This window comes from Dehalobacter restrictus DSM 9455, assembly GCF_000512895.1.
In the GTDB taxonomy this organism is placed as follows: domain Bacteria; phylum Bacillota; class Desulfitobacteriia; order Desulfitobacteriales; family Syntrophobotulaceae; genus Dehalobacter; species Dehalobacter restrictus.
Map to the genome: position 1 here is coordinate 67,733 of NZ_CP007033.1, position 14,440 is coordinate 82,172.

Sequence of the window (14,440 nt, forward strand, 5' to 3'; positions counted from 1 at the left end):
CCTCCTCCCCGACTGGACATAATCTATCTGAAAGGTTTACAGTTCCTTTGCAGAGAGCTGCCGATCAGGATGCTCCGTACCCCGGCAATACTCGGGATAGCGCAGCCGGATAGCTTCAAAAAAGTAAGGAGCAAAACGGCAGTCAAACAGTTCATACGGCGCGGAGTACCTCTCTTTCCCCCCCTCTGTCCACCCGTTCCAAAGGTTAAAAGCCAAGCGGCATAGACGGATGGTTCCTCCCGTCTGCCAGGCTGCCGCAAGATTTTGCGTCTCGATGCAATTCTCTTCAAAATCAAATAAGGAATGAATATTCTCCCTTGTTTCCTTACTAATCCCCATCGTGTAAAAAAACGCCCTGTGATACACGTCGGTATTACCTGCCGCTTTAAGCATATTGTAATAAAAGGCCTCATGCTCTTTGCCTGCAAATCGGATATTTTCCATTGAATTTCCTCCTTCAATATGATGAAAAAGCCGTCATTACGTACCGGCTTTCCCCAATGAACATATAGGATTAGATTTCAGCCTGTTCGCCAGGTTTTGTAGTCATCAGGCGATAGAGCCTGGTGTTGCGCGGAAATTGATCGGCAAAGGGGACAAGGGAGCTTCCCACCTTAATCAACCCGTTCCCGGCGTCCACGTTGGTGATGTAGCTGAGCTGAAGGTCAGAAATGTTCAAAAGCCTGGCCAGCTCCATTCTGTCGGTGCTAGCCTGATTGAGCATGACGATAAATTCACTGTTGGCCAGCATGGTCCTGGCTGTGTGACTCTGCAGCAAATCATCAACATTTTGGGTAATGCCTGTGCAGAACGCCCCGTACTTCCGGACGCGCTTCCACAGGGTAAAAAGGAAATTGGCCGAATACTCATGCTGAAACATCAGGTAAATTTCATCAATAATTATAAAAGTATTTCTACCCTTGGCCCGGTTCCGGGTAATCCGGTTCAGGATGCTGTCCAGCACCACCAGCATACCGATGGGCAAAAGCTGCTTGCCCAAGTCCAGAATGTCGTAGCAAATCAGGCGGTTGTTGACGTCCACATTAGTCGGTTTTGCGAAAGTGTTCAGGCTGCCGCTGGTGAACAGCTCAATAGCCAGGGCAATTTCCTGCGCTTCCGATTCATCCTGTTTTAAAAGCTCCGCATGAAAATCCTGCAAGGTGGGCGTTATCCCCTGAAAGTTGCTTTGCAGATACTTCCGGTAAACACTTGCGGTGCAGCGATCGATCAGGGACTTTTGTTTAGCCCCCAGGTTTTGGCCACCGATCAGCTGCTCACATAAGGAAAGGACAAATTCGGATTTTAGGATGACCGGATTAGCCCCGTCGCCGTAATCGCGGTTCATGTCCATGGCATTGATATGGTTCGGTGAAGTTGCGGAAATATGGATGATCTCACCGCCCATGGCTTTGACAAGGGAAGAATATTCTCGCTCCGGGTCGATCAGTATTATGTCGTCATCGCTGGACAGGATCTGGTTGACAATCTCCCGCTTGGCTGTAAAGCTCTTGCCGGAACCGGATACGCCCAGGATGAAGCTGTTACCGTTTAAGAGCAGCTTGCGGTTGGCGATTATCATGTTCTTGGATATGACATTCTGGCCATAATAGATGCCGCCGCTGTGGGAAATTTCCTGCGCCCGGAAAGGAATAAACACCGCCGTACTCTCGGTGGTTAGCGTCCGGATAGCTTCGATTTTCCTTAGCCCATAGGGCAGCACGGTATTTAATCCGTCCATCTGCTGGAATGTCAGGGTGGAAAACTGACAGAGATGCTTCCGCGCAGTGGTCAGCAGGGTTTCGGTATCGCTGTCCAGCTGCTCCTTACTGTCCGCAACATGCACCATGGTCAGCACCGCAAACATCATCCGCTGGTCGCGGGTTGTCAGGTCGTCGAGGAATTCCTTACTTTCTTTGCGTTGCTGTTCCATGTCGTAGGGAACAACGGCGGAAAAGTTATTGTTCTGGTTTTGCCGTCTCTGCCAGTTTGTGATGTTGGTTTCCACCCCAAGCAGTCTATTTTCCACCTCCCGTACCGCTTCATCCGTGGGGATGGGGATAATATCCAACGACAACATCATGCTGCGGTTAAAATCGCAGAGTTCGGATATCATGCTGTCTTTGATATAGCTGGCGTATTCCCTTAAGAAAATGACGCGCCCGTACTTGTTTCCCATGCAGAAGTGGTCTTTTTCAAATTCAAAGGTGTCTGGAGAAATATAATCCTTGAAGTCGTGCCCCTTTTGCATTGTTTCGGATAGATCGAACCGGAAATCCGTTTCTTCGCAGGGACGAAAAAAATCATGCAGGATGCGCAGGCGGTCCATAGTATCCAGTTCCACACACTTGGAGCCAAGATGGGAAAAGTGGGTGATCAGGTCGGCTCCAATGCGAGAGAAGTAGTTCCGTGATTCCTCAATATTCTTTTTCAGCACCGATACGGTTACATATTTATCCTGGACAATCCCGTTAGCGCCGGTGGCCTTGTCCAAAAGCATCCGGTTGTATTCCCCACGGTAATCGTCCAGCCCGTCCCCTTTATGCGGGATGAGAATAGAGCTTTCAAAGTCCGTTTTGTTCAAGCGGCGGTTGTTGATGGTGATTTTGGTGGTCGCTCCGCTGTCCAAAGAATTGAGCAGCTCCGAATAAGACAGGAACATTGCTTCCTTGTCTTCTTTGGAGGCCACCGCGTAATTAATATCTGTAAAACGAAAGGACTTGGAAAATTTGTTGCCCACCTTAAAAATCCCGTCAGACCAAATGGCCTTAATCGGGATAACCTGCTGGACGCCTTTGGGGACAACAAACTTCTCCTTATCCTGCTTCACGATTTTCTGCAGGGTCTTAATCATGTCGTTTCCATTCCTCCTTTTCCTTGTTTTGAATGCTCTGCTTCAACGCTTCGAAATACACGTTTGTCGGATAAAACATCAGTTTTTTGGGCAGGATAAACTCCGATTTGAGATACGCCCAGAAAAACTGTTCCGCTGTCATGCCGTGATAGCGGATAAACCCCATGACGGCAAAGGGGAACGCACCCAAAATGCACACCCAGCTCACTGTTTCCGTGCCTAAGACATTCCGCAGGCCGAAGTAGATTCCGACGGCAACGCCAACAGCCAGGAGAGAAAAAACAAACTGTCGCATTGACAGTCCAAAGAACAAGCTTTCCGTGTAATCCCGGATTTCCCGGTTGATTTTAACTTCCAAAGTACATCCACCTCCGTAAAAAAACAGCGCCCCTCAACGAAGCGCCATCAAGATTTTTTTTACCGTTCCTGCCGGTTTTTTTTATGCTTTTCTTTTTCGATTTGGATCTTGACCACCAATTCGTCAACCTTACGGTTCTGTTCCATAAATGCCTCATCCTCTATAATGCGAATACCGTTTTTTAAAGCTTTATTACCAAGTCTGTTAAGTTTTTTCTTCTCTCTTTCAAACTCGTCATAGAGAGACCCCTTTTTCATTCTCTAATCTCCTTTGTCTGATTTTAAGCCGGATGACAAAAGAGTGTTCTTCATCATCCTCATAATGCAGCTTGATGTGTTTACGTACCATGAAACAGCAGATTTCTGTCTCATCTTTTAGAAGGACTCCTTTCGGTTTTTACTGCGATTATCGACTTATTTTTATATTTTACTGCGATTATCGCATTAAAACCATTGTCCCTTCACATAAAATTGAGAAGAATAGTGAGGTGCAAGGGTATGAAACCACGACAGAACCCGCCCGGCAATAAAAACATGATTGGAGCCAAGGTTGTTGCCCTTAGGAAAGCAAAGAAAATTAAGCAGAAAGATTTTTTAGCGAAACTGCAAACCGTGGGCTTGGACATCAGTGCGACAAGTCTTTCACGTCTTGAAGGGCAATACCGCCTTGTTCAGGATTATGAGATTGTTGCGATTGCGAAAGCATTGGATATTTCTATTGAAGATTTGCTGGGGAAAAGACGGAATGATTAATAAAGGTACGCCGCTAAAATAGTCCGTGCACAGCCTTCCATTTCCTTCCTTGATACTTAATAATAGGGATAGGAAAGGAGGGTTCGTTTGTGTTGTATACATCCATTTTCTTATTTTTACTGATGCTGGCTCTAAACTTCATCTTTAAGATTGCGTCGGTTTTTCGCTTGGGCGTGCCGTTGCTTTATGTTCTTTTGGTGGGCGCTTTGTTCCCAAACTTTGTACAGGAACATGAAATGCTGACAACTCTAATCTTTTTAGCCCTGCTTGGCCTTGTGGCTCTGAGTTGGGTTGCGGCCATCCGTCGAAAAATCCGGCACAGGCGGGAGCAGAAGGAAAACCAATATTATGAGGACATAAACACCTGAGAGTATTAAATTTACAACCCCATCATTTCCCGCACCACCCGGTCAGCCATTTTTACAGCCCCGACCAGCACCAGCATATTGAAAATCGACTCCCCGATATAGGACCATACCATTGTGACGGCGCTGGCACCGGTGTCCACCATCGGTGGGGAGGACGCAAAGACGGAAAAGATTACGCAGGCCAGGACGATAATGGCTCCTTCCAGACACACGGCGGCGTAGCCTTTCAGAAAGGCTTTGCCGATGCTTTGGCTCGGCTCTCCGGCGAAGGAGGCCAGAGGCACGGGGGCAATGGCGGTGTATAAAAATATTTTAAAAAAACGGGCGTACACCGTAAGGATCATAATGAAGGAAAGCACCGTAATAAATAATCCGCCGATAAGCGTCACCGCCCACAGTGGAATACTCGCCCAGAAACCGCAATTCTCAATGGCCTGCACAATGGTGTCGGGCAGTACGGTCTGGGTGGTCGTCCCAAAGCCTGCAGCGCTCATGATGGTGGAGATAATCCCCTGCACGATATTGAACAGAGCCATCATTAGGTCCAGTCCATAAGTCACGACGCCTTTGGCCAGGGCAAAACGGATGAAAAGCTTCAAGGCGTGCTCCGGCTTTTTTACTTCGGCGAAGCTGCCGCAGGTTTTCACTACGCCAATGACAAAAAACAACACCAACAGGGCCATGCCAACGGCCTGCAATGCGCCATGAATATTAACGATAACATTCCAAATACCGCCGCCTTTAAATTCAGTTGGCGATTGGGTAATAATTTGCAAAATCTCCGCCAGCTTTGCATTCCAGGTTGCCAGGGCGTTATTGAGATTGTCGATGACCCAGTTGCCGTTTGACAAATAAACTCACCTCATTTCCGAGACAAAGCCCGCGTACGAAACGAGGGCTTATCTTTGTAATCGTTACCGGCATGGTTCATCCCTGCTGGGCATTTTGTCCCTGATGACGGCATATTTGTTATCCACGTAGAATTTATTGACAAACGGGTTATAGATCGCATGGCACTTGACTCCGTTATATTCGGCAAGATAATCGTTGTCACCCAGCCTCTTGAGGATGGTAGCTTTCCGCAGTTCGCCGTTCAGTGAATGAATGTGCATTTCTTCATTGATCGGAAATGTATTAAACATGGTGATCAACCTCCTGTAATCAGAGTAAGGATCTCTTTGGCAAAGGTAATAATCACTCCGCCCGCCAGTGTCAGGAAGCCGTTGGCCCGCTGGGAAGGGTCGTGGGATTTAAGGGAAAGGCCGATTTGCACAATGCCGAAGCCTAAGAGAATCATCCCAATGGCGCGGATCAGTCCAAAGATGAAGTCGGACAGATTGTTGACCACCTGGAGGGGATCGCCTGCCGCGTAAGCAGGGGCGGCCAAGAAGGAAAGCATTAGTACCAGTGTGCAGTAAACTGCAATAGTCCTTTTGATTTTCCTGGACATTTTCATAGAATCATGCCTCCAATGTATTGTTTTTCAGGATTGCATCTGGGTTTCGAGTTCTTCCTCGGAGAGAAGCTCGTAATCGCTGTTTTCGTTTAGAACCACAGCTTTCCAGTCCAGGGCAGTTTCCGTACCGCCGTGCCGGAAAGGTTGGCCGCTGCCGTCAACAGTCAGTTTCAGATTGGAGTGTTTAAGGATATCATACTTGTCGTCCATAATGGCTCGTTCACCGCGGATAAAGAGCAAGGCATAGCGGTTGTCCAGCATCCGCACCTCGTCGGGCGTCAGAAGCTCGCGCCCTGACAACTGATAATTGACGGAGTAGCTTCCATTACGGCCCTTGCTCTGACCGTAGGTGTTCATGTCAATGGTTTCCTTGCCTAAAAGCTCGGATACATACTTATGGGTTGACTGCTCATTGCCGCCCAAATACAAAAATTCGTCGCAGTTGCCGACAATAGATTCCCAGGTATCTTTAAACAAGGCTTTGAGCTGTGCCAGGTTTTGTAGGATGATGGACACGGATATTTCCCTGGAACGTATGGTGGACAGCAGCTTGTCAAACTCATCAGGCAGAGCGACATTGGCAAATTCATCCATGACAAAGTGGACATGAACGGGCAACCTGCCTCCGTACTTATAGTCGGCAAGGTACATGAGGCTTTGGAATAGCTGGGTGTAAAGCATCCCGACTATAAAATTAAAGGATGAATCGTTGTCGGGTATCACGGCAAAGAGCGCTGTCTTTTTTTCCCCGACTGAGGACAGTTCCATTTCATCCACCGTGGTGATTCCCGAGAGGGTGGACAGGTTGAACTTTTCCAGCCGGACACCCAAACCGATGAGAATAGATTTGGCGGTTTTGCCCGCCGCCAGTTTGAAGATGTTATATTGCTTGACTGCTAGGTGCTCCGATTCCCGCATTTCCAGCCTTTCGAACAGCTCGTCAAGGGGGCTTTGATAGGATTCGTCATCCTCATGGACCTCGGCGGCGGCGATCATCTCCATGACCATCGGAAAATTCTGCTCTTCCTTAGGCGCTTCATAAAGAAGATAGAGGATTAATGCCTCCAGTAAAGCGGTTTCAGCGCGTTCCCAAAAGGGGTCGTTGGTGTTGGAACCTTTGGGCGTAGTGTTGCGGATCAGGTTGGTGACGAGCTTTAACACGTCTTTGTCGTCCTTGAGGTAAGCGAAGGGATTGTAGCAATGGGACAGGTGCATGTTAATTAAATCCAGAACCTTGATGTCATAACCTTTTGCTTTTAACAGGTTTCCCGTGTCCCGCAGAATTTCCCCTTTGGGGTCGAGAACGATAAAAGAGGTGTTAGCCTGCATGACGTTGGGTTTGGCGTAAAACCTTGTCTTTCCGGAGCCAGAGCCGCCCACCACCATGACATTCAAATTCCGTTTGTGCTTATGGCCGTCCAGGCCGATACGAACGTTTTGCGTCAGGATTTTGTTTTTTTGAGGCTCTTTGTCCCGATATTTCTTGCAGACAGTCGCCGCGCCTCCCCAGCTCGCGCTGCCGTGCTCCTCTCGTCTACGGTAATTGTGCTTGGTGGAGAGGTAAATCCCTGTGCCCATGCCGTAGGCGGCAACAAAGAGCAGGATGCACTTGAGCGAATCGTTTACCCACCGAATATCAAAAGGATTGTTTATCGCTACCGTGAGATTGGCAAGGATTTCAGGAAGTCCCCCGGAAAGGGAAGGGGCGGTCAGCAAGGCCGCCCATACCACAGGGATTAAAAAAACCGCAAAGAGTATCAGGTTGCTCCTTGCGATTTCAGCGCGCTTCATCGTGACTCCTGCGCTTCTGCTTTTTGGTCGGGGCGTCGATGGTTTTGAGAAGCAGCTCGTCTACGGCATCGGTGGGGCGTTGTTCTTCAATCAGGCCGTTTCTGAGTTCGTTCAAGGCGTTTACCATAACGCCGTATTCGTAGTCGTCCAGGGTAAGCACCCTTTCTTCTTCCTTCATAGGCAATTCCTCCTAACGTTCCCGTTCCGGTCTCTTTTCCTGCCGCTGCTGTGCAAGCATCCGGTTCATCCTGCCGGAAATTTCACCGGCAGTTTCTCGAATGGTTGAAAGCTCGGCACGAATCTCCTGTGGATTCATGCTTTCCAGCATTTCCGGAGCGTGGTCGAAACGGTAGCCGCTTGTATCCCCACCGTATTGCTTGCATAGCATATATGACGCGCAGTAGGCATGGAAGCCATTCTCGGAACGGCTATAATCCCCATCGCTTTTGTCCATTTCGGCATGGGCCAGTTCCTGGGATAGGGCGCGGAAAATATTTTCCGCGTCCATGCCGCGCCGGATTTGAATTTCCCGCGTGTCCGGCTGATACAGCGCGTTTGTGCCTTCCGGCAGCGTATCACTGATACGAATAGGAACAGGGGCGTGATCCATCAGCGCCTTGATACGGGTGCGGTCGTCGGGATAGGCCGAAGTCTCGTGTTTTAGGGCTTTCCCGGTCTGGGAAATGTCGAACATCTTTTTGGGGTTATAGCTAATGCCGCTGGTGCCGTCGTCACGCTGGTATTCCTCACCCGGTTCCAGGATGTAAAAACCGCTTTCCTTTTTGCGGATATAGATGCCTTGCTCTTTCCAAGTATCGAAATCCGCAATACGGGTAGCATTCGGTTTTTGGGCAAGGATTAAGAGGGCGTTGGAAACGCTGTAACGGTCAAAGCGGCTTTGTACATCCAGATAGCTTTGAAACTTGCTGCTTTCCCGCGCCACTGCTTCCGCTGTGTCGTCGATCAGTGAGTATACCATTTCCCGTTGCTCCTGCTTCTGCTGCTTCCATGTCTCTTTGTCAAAAGGTCGATCGTTTCGGGGGGCAGGTGCTTCTTTTTCCTGCCGGAAAAGATCATCGAAACTGCTCATAGCGTCTTACCTCTCTTTTGGTTTTTTGGATTTGGACTTTGATTTCTGCCTGTTTGATTTAGCTGTCTGTTTTGTAGTTTTCTGCATTTCTTTAGCAGGCTCGCGCTTGGCTTCCGCCTGCTCCCTTTGAGCCTCCCGGATTTCTTTCAATTCCTGACGGACGGATTTCCGTTCCGGCTCAACTGTACCCTCGGCGGTTTTCCCGCTGTGCTCTGAGGTAGGCTCGGACGGAAGGGGTTTCTCCGCCGTCGCCGTCGTAGGGTTTTGGTTGTCAGGCTGTTTGGTGGCAGGCTCCGGCTGTGTGGGTTTTGCCATGAGTTCGTCCAGAAAAGCATCCGTGCTTTTTTCGGCGGGCGTTCCCATTATGGGAGGCGCTTTTTCGTCCGGGCCTTTTTTATCCGGTGCAATTTTCTTTTGCTTGGCCGCCCTGGATTTTTCGATCTCGCTTTTGATGCTTGCGGTGTCCACGGTAGCCAGCTTGAAACGTTCCACGATGCGGTTGATTTTGGAGGCGTCTTCGGCCCGTACCATGATGTCGCACATCTCGTCCAGATTCTTTTTGTCCCGCAGGGCGCAGTATAAAATGCCGTAGCGTCTGGCTTCCTGGGTAAATTTCTGCAAGTCCTCGTTTCTGACTGTAAAGACTTTCAGTTCCTTGCCGCTGCGCAAAAGCGTTTCAAGACGGGTTTTACCTCTAGTTTTCTTCTGATCTCTCAACACAGCGTACAGGTAGGTGGCAAGGTTTTTCGCGCCCTCGCCGGAAATTCTGGCTAGTACCTCAATTCCTTTAAAGGTCATATTGACGATCTGATCCGCTGCGTCGGCTCCGTTGTTCATAGGTCTTTTCCTCCTTCCTTTGCTGGATTTCCTCCTGCTTAATCCGGGAAAGCTTTTTCTGCATCTCCCCAGAACGGGACAGGATGTCCGCACAGAGCTTTACTTCCTTACGGAGCAGGCTGATTTGTTGGGAAAGCCCGGCAATCTGCCCCTTGTATGCCGAAACTTGCTTATCGTTCTTGCACCGGCGTATCCGGTTGTAAAGAGCTTTGCGGGAGTCAAACAAAGTAGTCATTTCCTGCTGTAATCCCTGCTTAAAAGTGAGAAGCTGCTCTTTGCTCGAAATATGGCGGGCGCAGAGTAGCTTTGTTTGGGCGGTAAGTTCCTTCATGTGCCGGAGATCCTCGCGCAATAAAAAATGCGTCCTTTTGCTGGACGCGGATTTTTTTGGCAAAATGCCCATTTTATAGAGGTAGTGAAGGTAAAGTGCCTGCATACCGGTAAGCTTTTTTGTGGTTTTCAAGTTCTTACTACCCCGTATGGCATAACGTTTTCGCTTTAGCTCCGGAAATAAATGTGGCCGTTTCGGAGCGCGGTTTCGAAGAATCCGCTGCTTAATAGCTTCCTCGGCATAATCGTCGCCCAAAGTTTTCAACCGAACAAAACGTTCTTTTCCCGGGGGACGCACCGCCATATATTTTACACCCGTTTTTACCTCGTAGCCCTGTTGACGCAGGGTGACAATAAATTGCGTGAAGGTAATGGATGCGGCAACGGCTTTGTCCACATCCTTGCGGATGAGGCCCCGCCAGGTGGGTTTTCCTTCCTGTTCGGACTGCCACTCGGCGTGGTGCTTGGATTTGCCCCACTGCGGGTTTTCGATGACGGACAGGGCGTATTCCCGACACAGCCGGTCAGAAGTCTCCCGCATGAGGGCATAGGTAGCGTTGTTGTCGTAGTACCGCTTGCCGTCCACGAAGGATACGGAGTTGAGAACAAAATGATTATGAAGGTGATGTTTGTCAATATGGGTGGAAACCACCACCTCAAAGCGGTCACCCCAAAGTTCTTTTGCCAGCTTTACACCGATGTGATGGGCGGCTTCGGGAGTAGCTTCTCCCGGCATAAAGGATTGATAGCCGTGGAAGGCAAGGATGCCGTCGGTTTTTTGGAATTGCAGCTTTGTCTGGGTCATCTGCTCACAGGCAATAACCGGATCACAATTGATGCCGGTTACGTAAAACTGTTTTTCAGTCTTATCGTCCTTTACGGTATATTCCAGAACGTTGCGAAGCCCCTGGAAATCCGGATTTGAGAAATTGAGGTTCTCTGTTTTTTGGGGATTGACGACATAGTCGATTACCCGATCAAGGCGGTCTTTTACATCCCATATTGCTGTGGTCGCCATCTTCATTTCTCCTTTCCGGCGACGTGACCGCCGCCTGGATGTCCAGTACGGTCTTTCTCAGCAGGGTGGCTTCATATTGGAATAGAGTCCGGTCAATGTGCCCCGTGGCATTGGCCTTGGCCGTGATTTGGTTTAAGTTGACGCCAATGACGCGAAGCTCGCGCATCATGGCGTAGTAATCGGGTGGAGGAAGTTCTTTGGGTACATAACCGTTAATGAGAGTACGGATAAAGGTTTCCTGGGACAGACCCGATTTCTTTACCTGCTTGGCAAGGTTCTGCCGTTCTTTGGTGTCCAGTCGCACAAGAATTGGAATATTGCGTTTTCTCATCGCGCCTGCTCCTTAGGCTTAGACTGGGAGAGTTCCTTTTCCTTTTGCATGGCAATCCGCGCAGCCTGATTGAGGATGGCGGGATGTTCATATAAGTTTAGGGCGAAAATACGCAGAGGCTCTTTTTCTTCCGCAGATGCCGGTTGGATTTCCGGATAGCGGTTCGCCCAAGCTTTGACTTTACTGGAGTAACGTTTGTCCCAAGGAGCTTCCCGGATAGTGTTGGATAGCAAAAGGGACACATTCTCCAAGCCATGCGTCCCAATAAGCTGTTCCATAAACTTCTTTAATGTGTTGCTATTGTACGCCTGCGATAAGGCACAGTCATCCATCATGGCTTTTTTACAGTCCCGCAATTTGTAGTAGTATTCATTACGCCATTGGTCTATAGTGTCATGATTTCCCATTCATTTCCTCCCTTTCGTATTACTTATAAAAATGCATAAAGGCGGAGCCAATGGCATCGCCTAAAAATAATCATTCATTTATAATCAAAAGGCCGCGGTACGAGGAGTGTCACCACTCAGCGTACGGCGGACCGGTCCCCACGAGCGCTTTGATGTGCCATCATTCATGATTCAGTGCATGGGTACATGAAAGCGGGAGTAAGACGGAATAGGAATACCTATGAGACCTGTATTTTTTGGGGTTTTAGGGGGGCATCCCCCTAACAAGCGAATTTGGCTAGCCAAATTCAGTGCTTGCTGCAACACAAGACATCAGTCTTGTGTTGTAAAAAAGTCACGATTGGTCTCAATAGATACCTGCCGAAAGAAAAGTCTGCCAGTCATCGTTCGCACTCGCAACCCCAAAATATTTATTGCAAATACTAATTATAAGAAGGAAATAAAAACCTGGTTAACATATTTGTCAATCAGGTATTTGTAAGCGTAATTGTCTTATTTTTAAGGTTATGCTTGTGTGCTTAATACGCGTCCATCAACAGGAATTCCGCAAGATGCTTGTGCTTAACGCCCTCCACGTTGTCATTCCAAAAATCATCCATTGTAACGACGTATTTCGGATAATGGTCTTTGATAGCCAGTAACGGAGCAAACTCGCGGTTAATGGTTTCCTGGGCGACAGCAGGTGTATAGGATACTTGAACGTAAACTTTTTCATTTTTTCTCTCGGCAATGAAGTCAACCTCTTTGGTATCGAGCTTTCCTACAAAAACACGGTAGCCCCTTCGCTCAAGCTCCAGCATAACGATGTTTTCCAGTATCCCGGCAATCAGCCTGTCTTTGTAGCCCATGACTGCATAGGCCAAGGACTGATCCCCGATATAATATTTTTCGTTGGTTTGTAGAATCTCTTTGCCCTTGATGTCATAACGGGGAATCTTTCTGATTATATAGGCGCTTTCGAGGGCGCTTAAATAGTTGTAGACGGTATTTAAGTCAATCTTACGTTGCTGGCTCTTAAAATAGTCGGCTACATTTTTTGCGGAAAAGGTATTGCCGATGTTGTCAAACACAAACTTGACCACCCGCTCCAAAAGTTCGATATTGCGGATGTTATGCCGCTGTACGGTGTCGCGGAGAATAGCCGAGGAATAGATGTCGTTCACAATACGGTAAGCCGTATCTTCTTCGTAATCACCGATGTGGACGGCGGGGAACCCGCCAAGACGGATATAGTCCCTGACTTCTTTCCGAATATTAACCGGCTTCGCGCCCGTACGCACTTCTTTAAACAGCAGATATTCCGTGAAAGAGAGGGTGTTGATTTTAATCTCGATATAACGGCCTGCGATGTAGGTCGCAAGTTCGGATGACAGCAGACGCGAATTTGAGCCTGTGATATACAAGTCGGAGTTAGCGCCTGTCAGCAGAGAGTTGACCGCTTTCTCCCAGCGCTTGACTTCTTGGATCTCATCTAAAAGGATATAATATCGGCCTTCACCAGTCATGCGCGCTTTCACATAACTGTGCAGCTTCTCCGCCGTATTCAGGTCGGAGAAATCAAGGTTTTCAAAATTGATATACAGGATGTTTTCCGGTGCAACACCATTTTTGCTCTGAAGCTCATCCCGCAGCATCATTAGAATGGAGGATTTCCCGCAGCGTCGGATGCCTGTCAGCACCTTAACAAACGGTTTCCCGATGAACGGCCTGATTTGCTTCATGTATAAATCTCTTTGGATCATGATAACCACCGCCTTATTGGTATTATACCACAAAACGGTGCAGATATACATAAAGAGTTTAGGGTTATAACCATATAAATTTATAAAATTATTTTTGTTTTTTGCATCCTATCATTGCTTTTTAGGTGATAACAGGCAAATAATAAAAAGATTATCGTTCCTGTCCCCGTTGTTTTTCCAATACATTTCTCAGATAATCGTTCATATCCTTCCCGCGCTTCGGCGGCTCGTCGGAAATAGTGTAAGCAGGGGGGAGGATGGTTTGAAGGGTTTCTGCCGCCAGCCGTCCCGCCGTATCGTTGTCTAGGTGTAACGCAATTTCCTTGATCTGCGGGAAGTCTTTTAAGTATTGGACGAGCGCGGCGGGCGGGGTGCTTTGTTCGATAATCTTTTTCGGCTTATAGATTCCCGCAAGGGACAAGTAGTTTTCTTTCTGCCAGTCCCTGCCAAAAAGGAGCTCCAATGTACCGTGGGAAAGGAGGTCAATGGCGCTTTCAAAAAGATGGAGCTTACGGCTTTCCTGCCGTGCCGGAATGGAAAAGGAAAAATGCTTGTCGCTTCCTTCGGCTTCCCCTAAAAACCGCTTACCGGTTGTTCCACGAAACGTCGCATATTTGGGAACACCCTGGCGGTTAAAACCGACAAATACAGCATTATGATGTTCGCGGCCTTCGTATAGCCGTCCGGTCCGGATGCTGTATTCAATTAAAGTCCTGTGGATGCCGCGCCCGGAGAGATAAGCAATCACACAGTTGTTGTTTTTGTTTTTTTCCGGTAAAAGCAAGTTTCTCTGGTTGGTGGGTTCTTGTGCTTTTGACGGGACCGGCGGCATGATAGCCGCCCGTCCGTCTATCTGAATTACTGCTTCAGGGAGCGTCATACCTCGAACCTTGATGAGATAGTCCAATGCAGAGCGCCCTCCGATACTGCGCGACCACCAGCACCATTTTCCGTTACTGATTTTCAGGCTGTCATGAGTGCGGGTGGTATAGACGTTGCCGGAAAAGTGCACCAGCTCATGCGGCTCGTAATATTGCAAATAAGTCAGCAGATCCATTTGCTTGGCCCGTTCAATCTGCTCTGGTGTTACATAAGGCATTTCTTTATCA

General features: G+C 48.4%; 18 protein-coding genes. 2 read left to right on the top strand and 16 right to left on the bottom strand.

Translation table 11 applies throughout. The features are described 5' to 3' along the window. Nucleotides 1-36 precede the first annotated feature (36 nt). From DEHRE_RS00360 to DEHRE_RS00375, 4 genes are all read right to left on the bottom strand, one after another. Nucleotides 37-444, bottom strand: a complete 408-nt coding sequence (locus DEHRE_RS00360) for a DUF6075 family protein (protein ID WP_025204908.1) — start codon at nucleotides 442-444, stop codon at nucleotides 37-39. A 70-nt stretch (nucleotides 445-514) separates the two neighbouring features. Beyond that, complete coding sequence (locus DEHRE_RS00365; protein WP_025204909.1) at nucleotides 515-2,851, bottom strand: VirB4-like conjugal transfer ATPase, CD1110 family; 2,337 nt, start codon at nucleotides 2,849-2,851, stop codon at nucleotides 515-517. Then, nucleotides 2,844-3,209: a PrgI family protein gene (locus DEHRE_RS00370; RefSeq protein WP_025204910.1), complete on the bottom strand. Its 366-nt coding sequence runs from the start codon at nucleotides 3,207-3,209 to the stop codon at nucleotides 2,844-2,846. Before DEHRE_RS00370 ends, DEHRE_RS00365 begins: the two co-directional genes overlap by 8 nt. A gap of 59 nt (nucleotides 3,210-3,268) precedes the next feature. Next, entirely contained in the window at nucleotides 3,269-3,466 is a 198-nt protein-coding gene (locus tag DEHRE_RS00375; RefSeq protein ID WP_025204911.1) for a hypothetical protein, read from the bottom strand. Nucleotides 3,467-3,706: 240 nt separating this feature from the next. On the opposite strand from DEHRE_RS00375, the gene DEHRE_RS00380 reads away from it, so the two are divergent. Beyond that, nucleotides 3,707-3,961, top strand: coding sequence for a helix-turn-helix domain-containing protein (locus DEHRE_RS00380; protein ID WP_015042122.1), 255 nt, complete (start codon nucleotides 3,707-3,709; stop codon nucleotides 3,959-3,961). An 89-nt stretch (nucleotides 3,962-4,050) separates the two neighbouring features. Beyond that, a complete protein-coding gene (locus DEHRE_RS00385) occupies nucleotides 4,051-4,329 on the top strand; it encodes a hypothetical protein (protein WP_015042123.1) in 279 nt (92 codons plus the stop codon). A gap of 11 nt (nucleotides 4,330-4,340) precedes the next feature. Here the strand turns inward: DEHRE_RS00385 and DEHRE_RS00390 are convergent, their stop codons facing one another. The 12 genes from DEHRE_RS00390 to DEHRE_RS00445 form a co-directional block, all read right to left on the bottom strand. Further along, nucleotides 4,341-5,180 carry a VirB6/TrbL-like conjugal transfer protein, CD1112 family gene (locus DEHRE_RS00390; RefSeq protein ID WP_015042124.1) on the bottom strand — a complete coding sequence of 280 codons (840 nt, stop codon included), beginning with the start codon at nucleotides 5,178-5,180 and terminating at the stop codon, nucleotides 4,341-4,343. Nucleotides 5,181-5,243: 63 nt separating this feature from the next. After that, a complete protein-coding gene (locus tag DEHRE_RS00395; RefSeq protein WP_025204912.1) occupies nucleotides 5,244-5,471 on the bottom strand; it encodes a hypothetical protein in 228 nt (75 codons plus the stop codon). Nucleotides 5,472-5,476: 5 nt separating this feature from the next. Then, nucleotides 5,477-5,728: a glutamyl-tRNA amidotransferase gene (locus DEHRE_RS00400; protein ID WP_427846247.1), complete on the bottom strand. Its 252-nt coding sequence runs from the start codon at nucleotides 5,726-5,728 to the stop codon at nucleotides 5,477-5,479. A gap of 84 nt (nucleotides 5,729-5,812) precedes the next feature. Then, nucleotides 5,813-7,576, bottom strand: coding sequence for a VirD4-like conjugal transfer protein, CD1115 family (locus DEHRE_RS00405; RefSeq protein ID WP_025204914.1), 1,764 nt, complete (start codon nucleotides 7,574-7,576; stop codon nucleotides 5,813-5,815). Beyond that, the gene (locus DEHRE_RS00410; protein WP_025204915.1) at nucleotides 7,563-7,754 is read right to left on the bottom strand and encodes a hypothetical protein; all 192 of its coding nucleotides are present in this window, start codon (nucleotides 7,752-7,754) and stop codon (nucleotides 7,563-7,565) included. Before DEHRE_RS00410 ends, DEHRE_RS00405 begins: the two co-directional genes overlap by 14 nt. Nucleotides 7,755-7,766: 12 nt before the next feature. Further along, complete coding sequence (locus DEHRE_RS00415) at nucleotides 7,767-8,666, bottom strand: ArdC-like ssDNA-binding domain-containing protein (protein ID WP_025204916.1); 900 nt, start codon at nucleotides 8,664-8,666, stop codon at nucleotides 7,767-7,769. Nucleotides 8,667-8,672: 6 nt separating this feature from the next. Then, entirely contained in the window at nucleotides 8,673-9,503 is an 831-nt protein-coding gene (locus DEHRE_RS00420) for a PcfB family protein (protein WP_025204917.1), read from the bottom strand. Next, the gene (locus DEHRE_RS00425) at nucleotides 9,454-10,851 is read right to left on the bottom strand and encodes a relaxase/mobilization nuclease domain-containing protein (protein WP_025204918.1); all 1,398 of its coding nucleotides are present in this window, start codon (nucleotides 10,849-10,851) and stop codon (nucleotides 9,454-9,456) included. The genes DEHRE_RS00420 and DEHRE_RS00425 overlap by 50 nt, the downstream gene beginning before the upstream one ends. After that, a complete protein-coding gene (locus DEHRE_RS00430; RefSeq protein ID WP_025204919.1) occupies nucleotides 10,811-11,182 on the bottom strand; it encodes a plasmid mobilization protein in 372 nt (123 codons plus the stop codon). The genes DEHRE_RS00425 and DEHRE_RS00430 overlap by 41 nt, the downstream gene beginning before the upstream one ends. Then, nucleotides 11,179-11,589: a DUF3849 domain-containing protein gene (locus DEHRE_RS00435; RefSeq protein WP_025204920.1), complete on the bottom strand. Its 411-nt coding sequence runs from the start codon at nucleotides 11,587-11,589 to the stop codon at nucleotides 11,179-11,181. The genes DEHRE_RS00430 and DEHRE_RS00435 overlap by 4 nt, the downstream gene beginning before the upstream one ends. Before the next feature lie 518 nt (nucleotides 11,590-12,107). Then, entirely contained in the window at nucleotides 12,108-13,331 is a 1,224-nt protein-coding gene (locus tag DEHRE_RS00440; RefSeq protein ID WP_025204921.1) for an ATP-binding protein, read from the bottom strand. Nucleotides 13,332-13,482: 151 nt separating this feature from the next. Next, nucleotides 13,483-14,430, bottom strand: coding sequence for a DUF3991 and TOPRIM domain-containing protein (locus DEHRE_RS00445; RefSeq protein WP_025204922.1), 948 nt, complete (start codon nucleotides 14,428-14,430; stop codon nucleotides 13,483-13,485). Between the last annotated feature and the right edge of the window lie 10 nt (nucleotides 14,431-14,440).

Bases quoted from the DNA above. Each gene is read 5' to 3' on its own strand.
- DEHRE_RS00365 (WP_025204909.1), bottom strand. From the start codon at position 2,851: ATGATTAAGACCCTGCAGAAAATCGTGAAGCAGGATAAGGAGAAGTTT.
- DEHRE_RS00435 (WP_025204920.1), bottom strand. From the start codon at position 11,589: ATGGGAAATCATGACACTATAGACCAATGGCGTAATGAATACTACTAC.
- DEHRE_RS00415 (WP_025204916.1), bottom strand. From the start codon at position 8,666: ATGAGCAGTTTCGATGATCTTTTCCGGCAGGAAAAAGAAGCACCTGCC.
- DEHRE_RS00375 (WP_025204911.1), bottom strand. From the start codon at position 3,466: ATGAAAAAGGGGTCTCTCTATGACGAGTTTGAAAGAGAGAAGAAAAAA.
- DEHRE_RS00400 (WP_427846247.1), bottom strand. From the start codon at position 5,728: ATGCTTTCCTTCTTGGCCGCCCCTGCTTACGCGGCAGGCGATCCCCTC.
- DEHRE_RS00445 (WP_025204922.1), bottom strand. From the start codon at position 14,430: ATGCCTTATGTAACACCAGAGCAGATTGAACGGGCCAAGCAAATGGAT.
- DEHRE_RS00405 (WP_025204914.1), bottom strand. From the start codon at position 7,576: ATGAAGCGCGCTGAAATCGCAAGGAGCAACCTGATACTCTTTGCGGTT.
- DEHRE_RS00430 (WP_025204919.1), bottom strand. From the start codon at position 11,182: ATGAGAAAACGCAATATTCCAATTCTTGTGCGACTGGACACCAAAGAA.
- DEHRE_RS00420 (WP_025204917.1), bottom strand. From the start codon at position 9,503: ATGAACAACGGAGCCGACGCAGCGGATCAGATCGTCAATATGACCTTT.
- DEHRE_RS00425 (WP_025204918.1), bottom strand. From the start codon at position 10,851: ATGGCGACCACAGCAATATGGGATGTAAAAGACCGCCTTGATCGGGTA.
- DEHRE_RS00360 (WP_025204908.1), bottom strand. From the start codon at position 444: ATGGAAAATATCCGATTTGCAGGCAAAGAGCATGAGGCCTTTTATTAC.
- DEHRE_RS00410 (WP_025204915.1), bottom strand. From the start codon at position 7,754: ATGAAGGAAGAAGAAAGGGTGCTTACCCTGGACGACTACGAATACGGC.
- DEHRE_RS00395 (WP_025204912.1), bottom strand. From the start codon at position 5,471: ATGTTTAATACATTTCCGATCAATGAAGAAATGCACATTCATTCACTG.
- DEHRE_RS00440 (WP_025204921.1), bottom strand. From the start codon at position 13,331: ATGATCCAAAGAGATTTATACATGAAGCAAATCAGGCCGTTCATCGGG.
- DEHRE_RS00380 (WP_015042122.1), top strand. From the start codon at position 3,707: ATGAAACCACGACAGAACCCGCCCGGCAATAAAAACATGATTGGAGCC.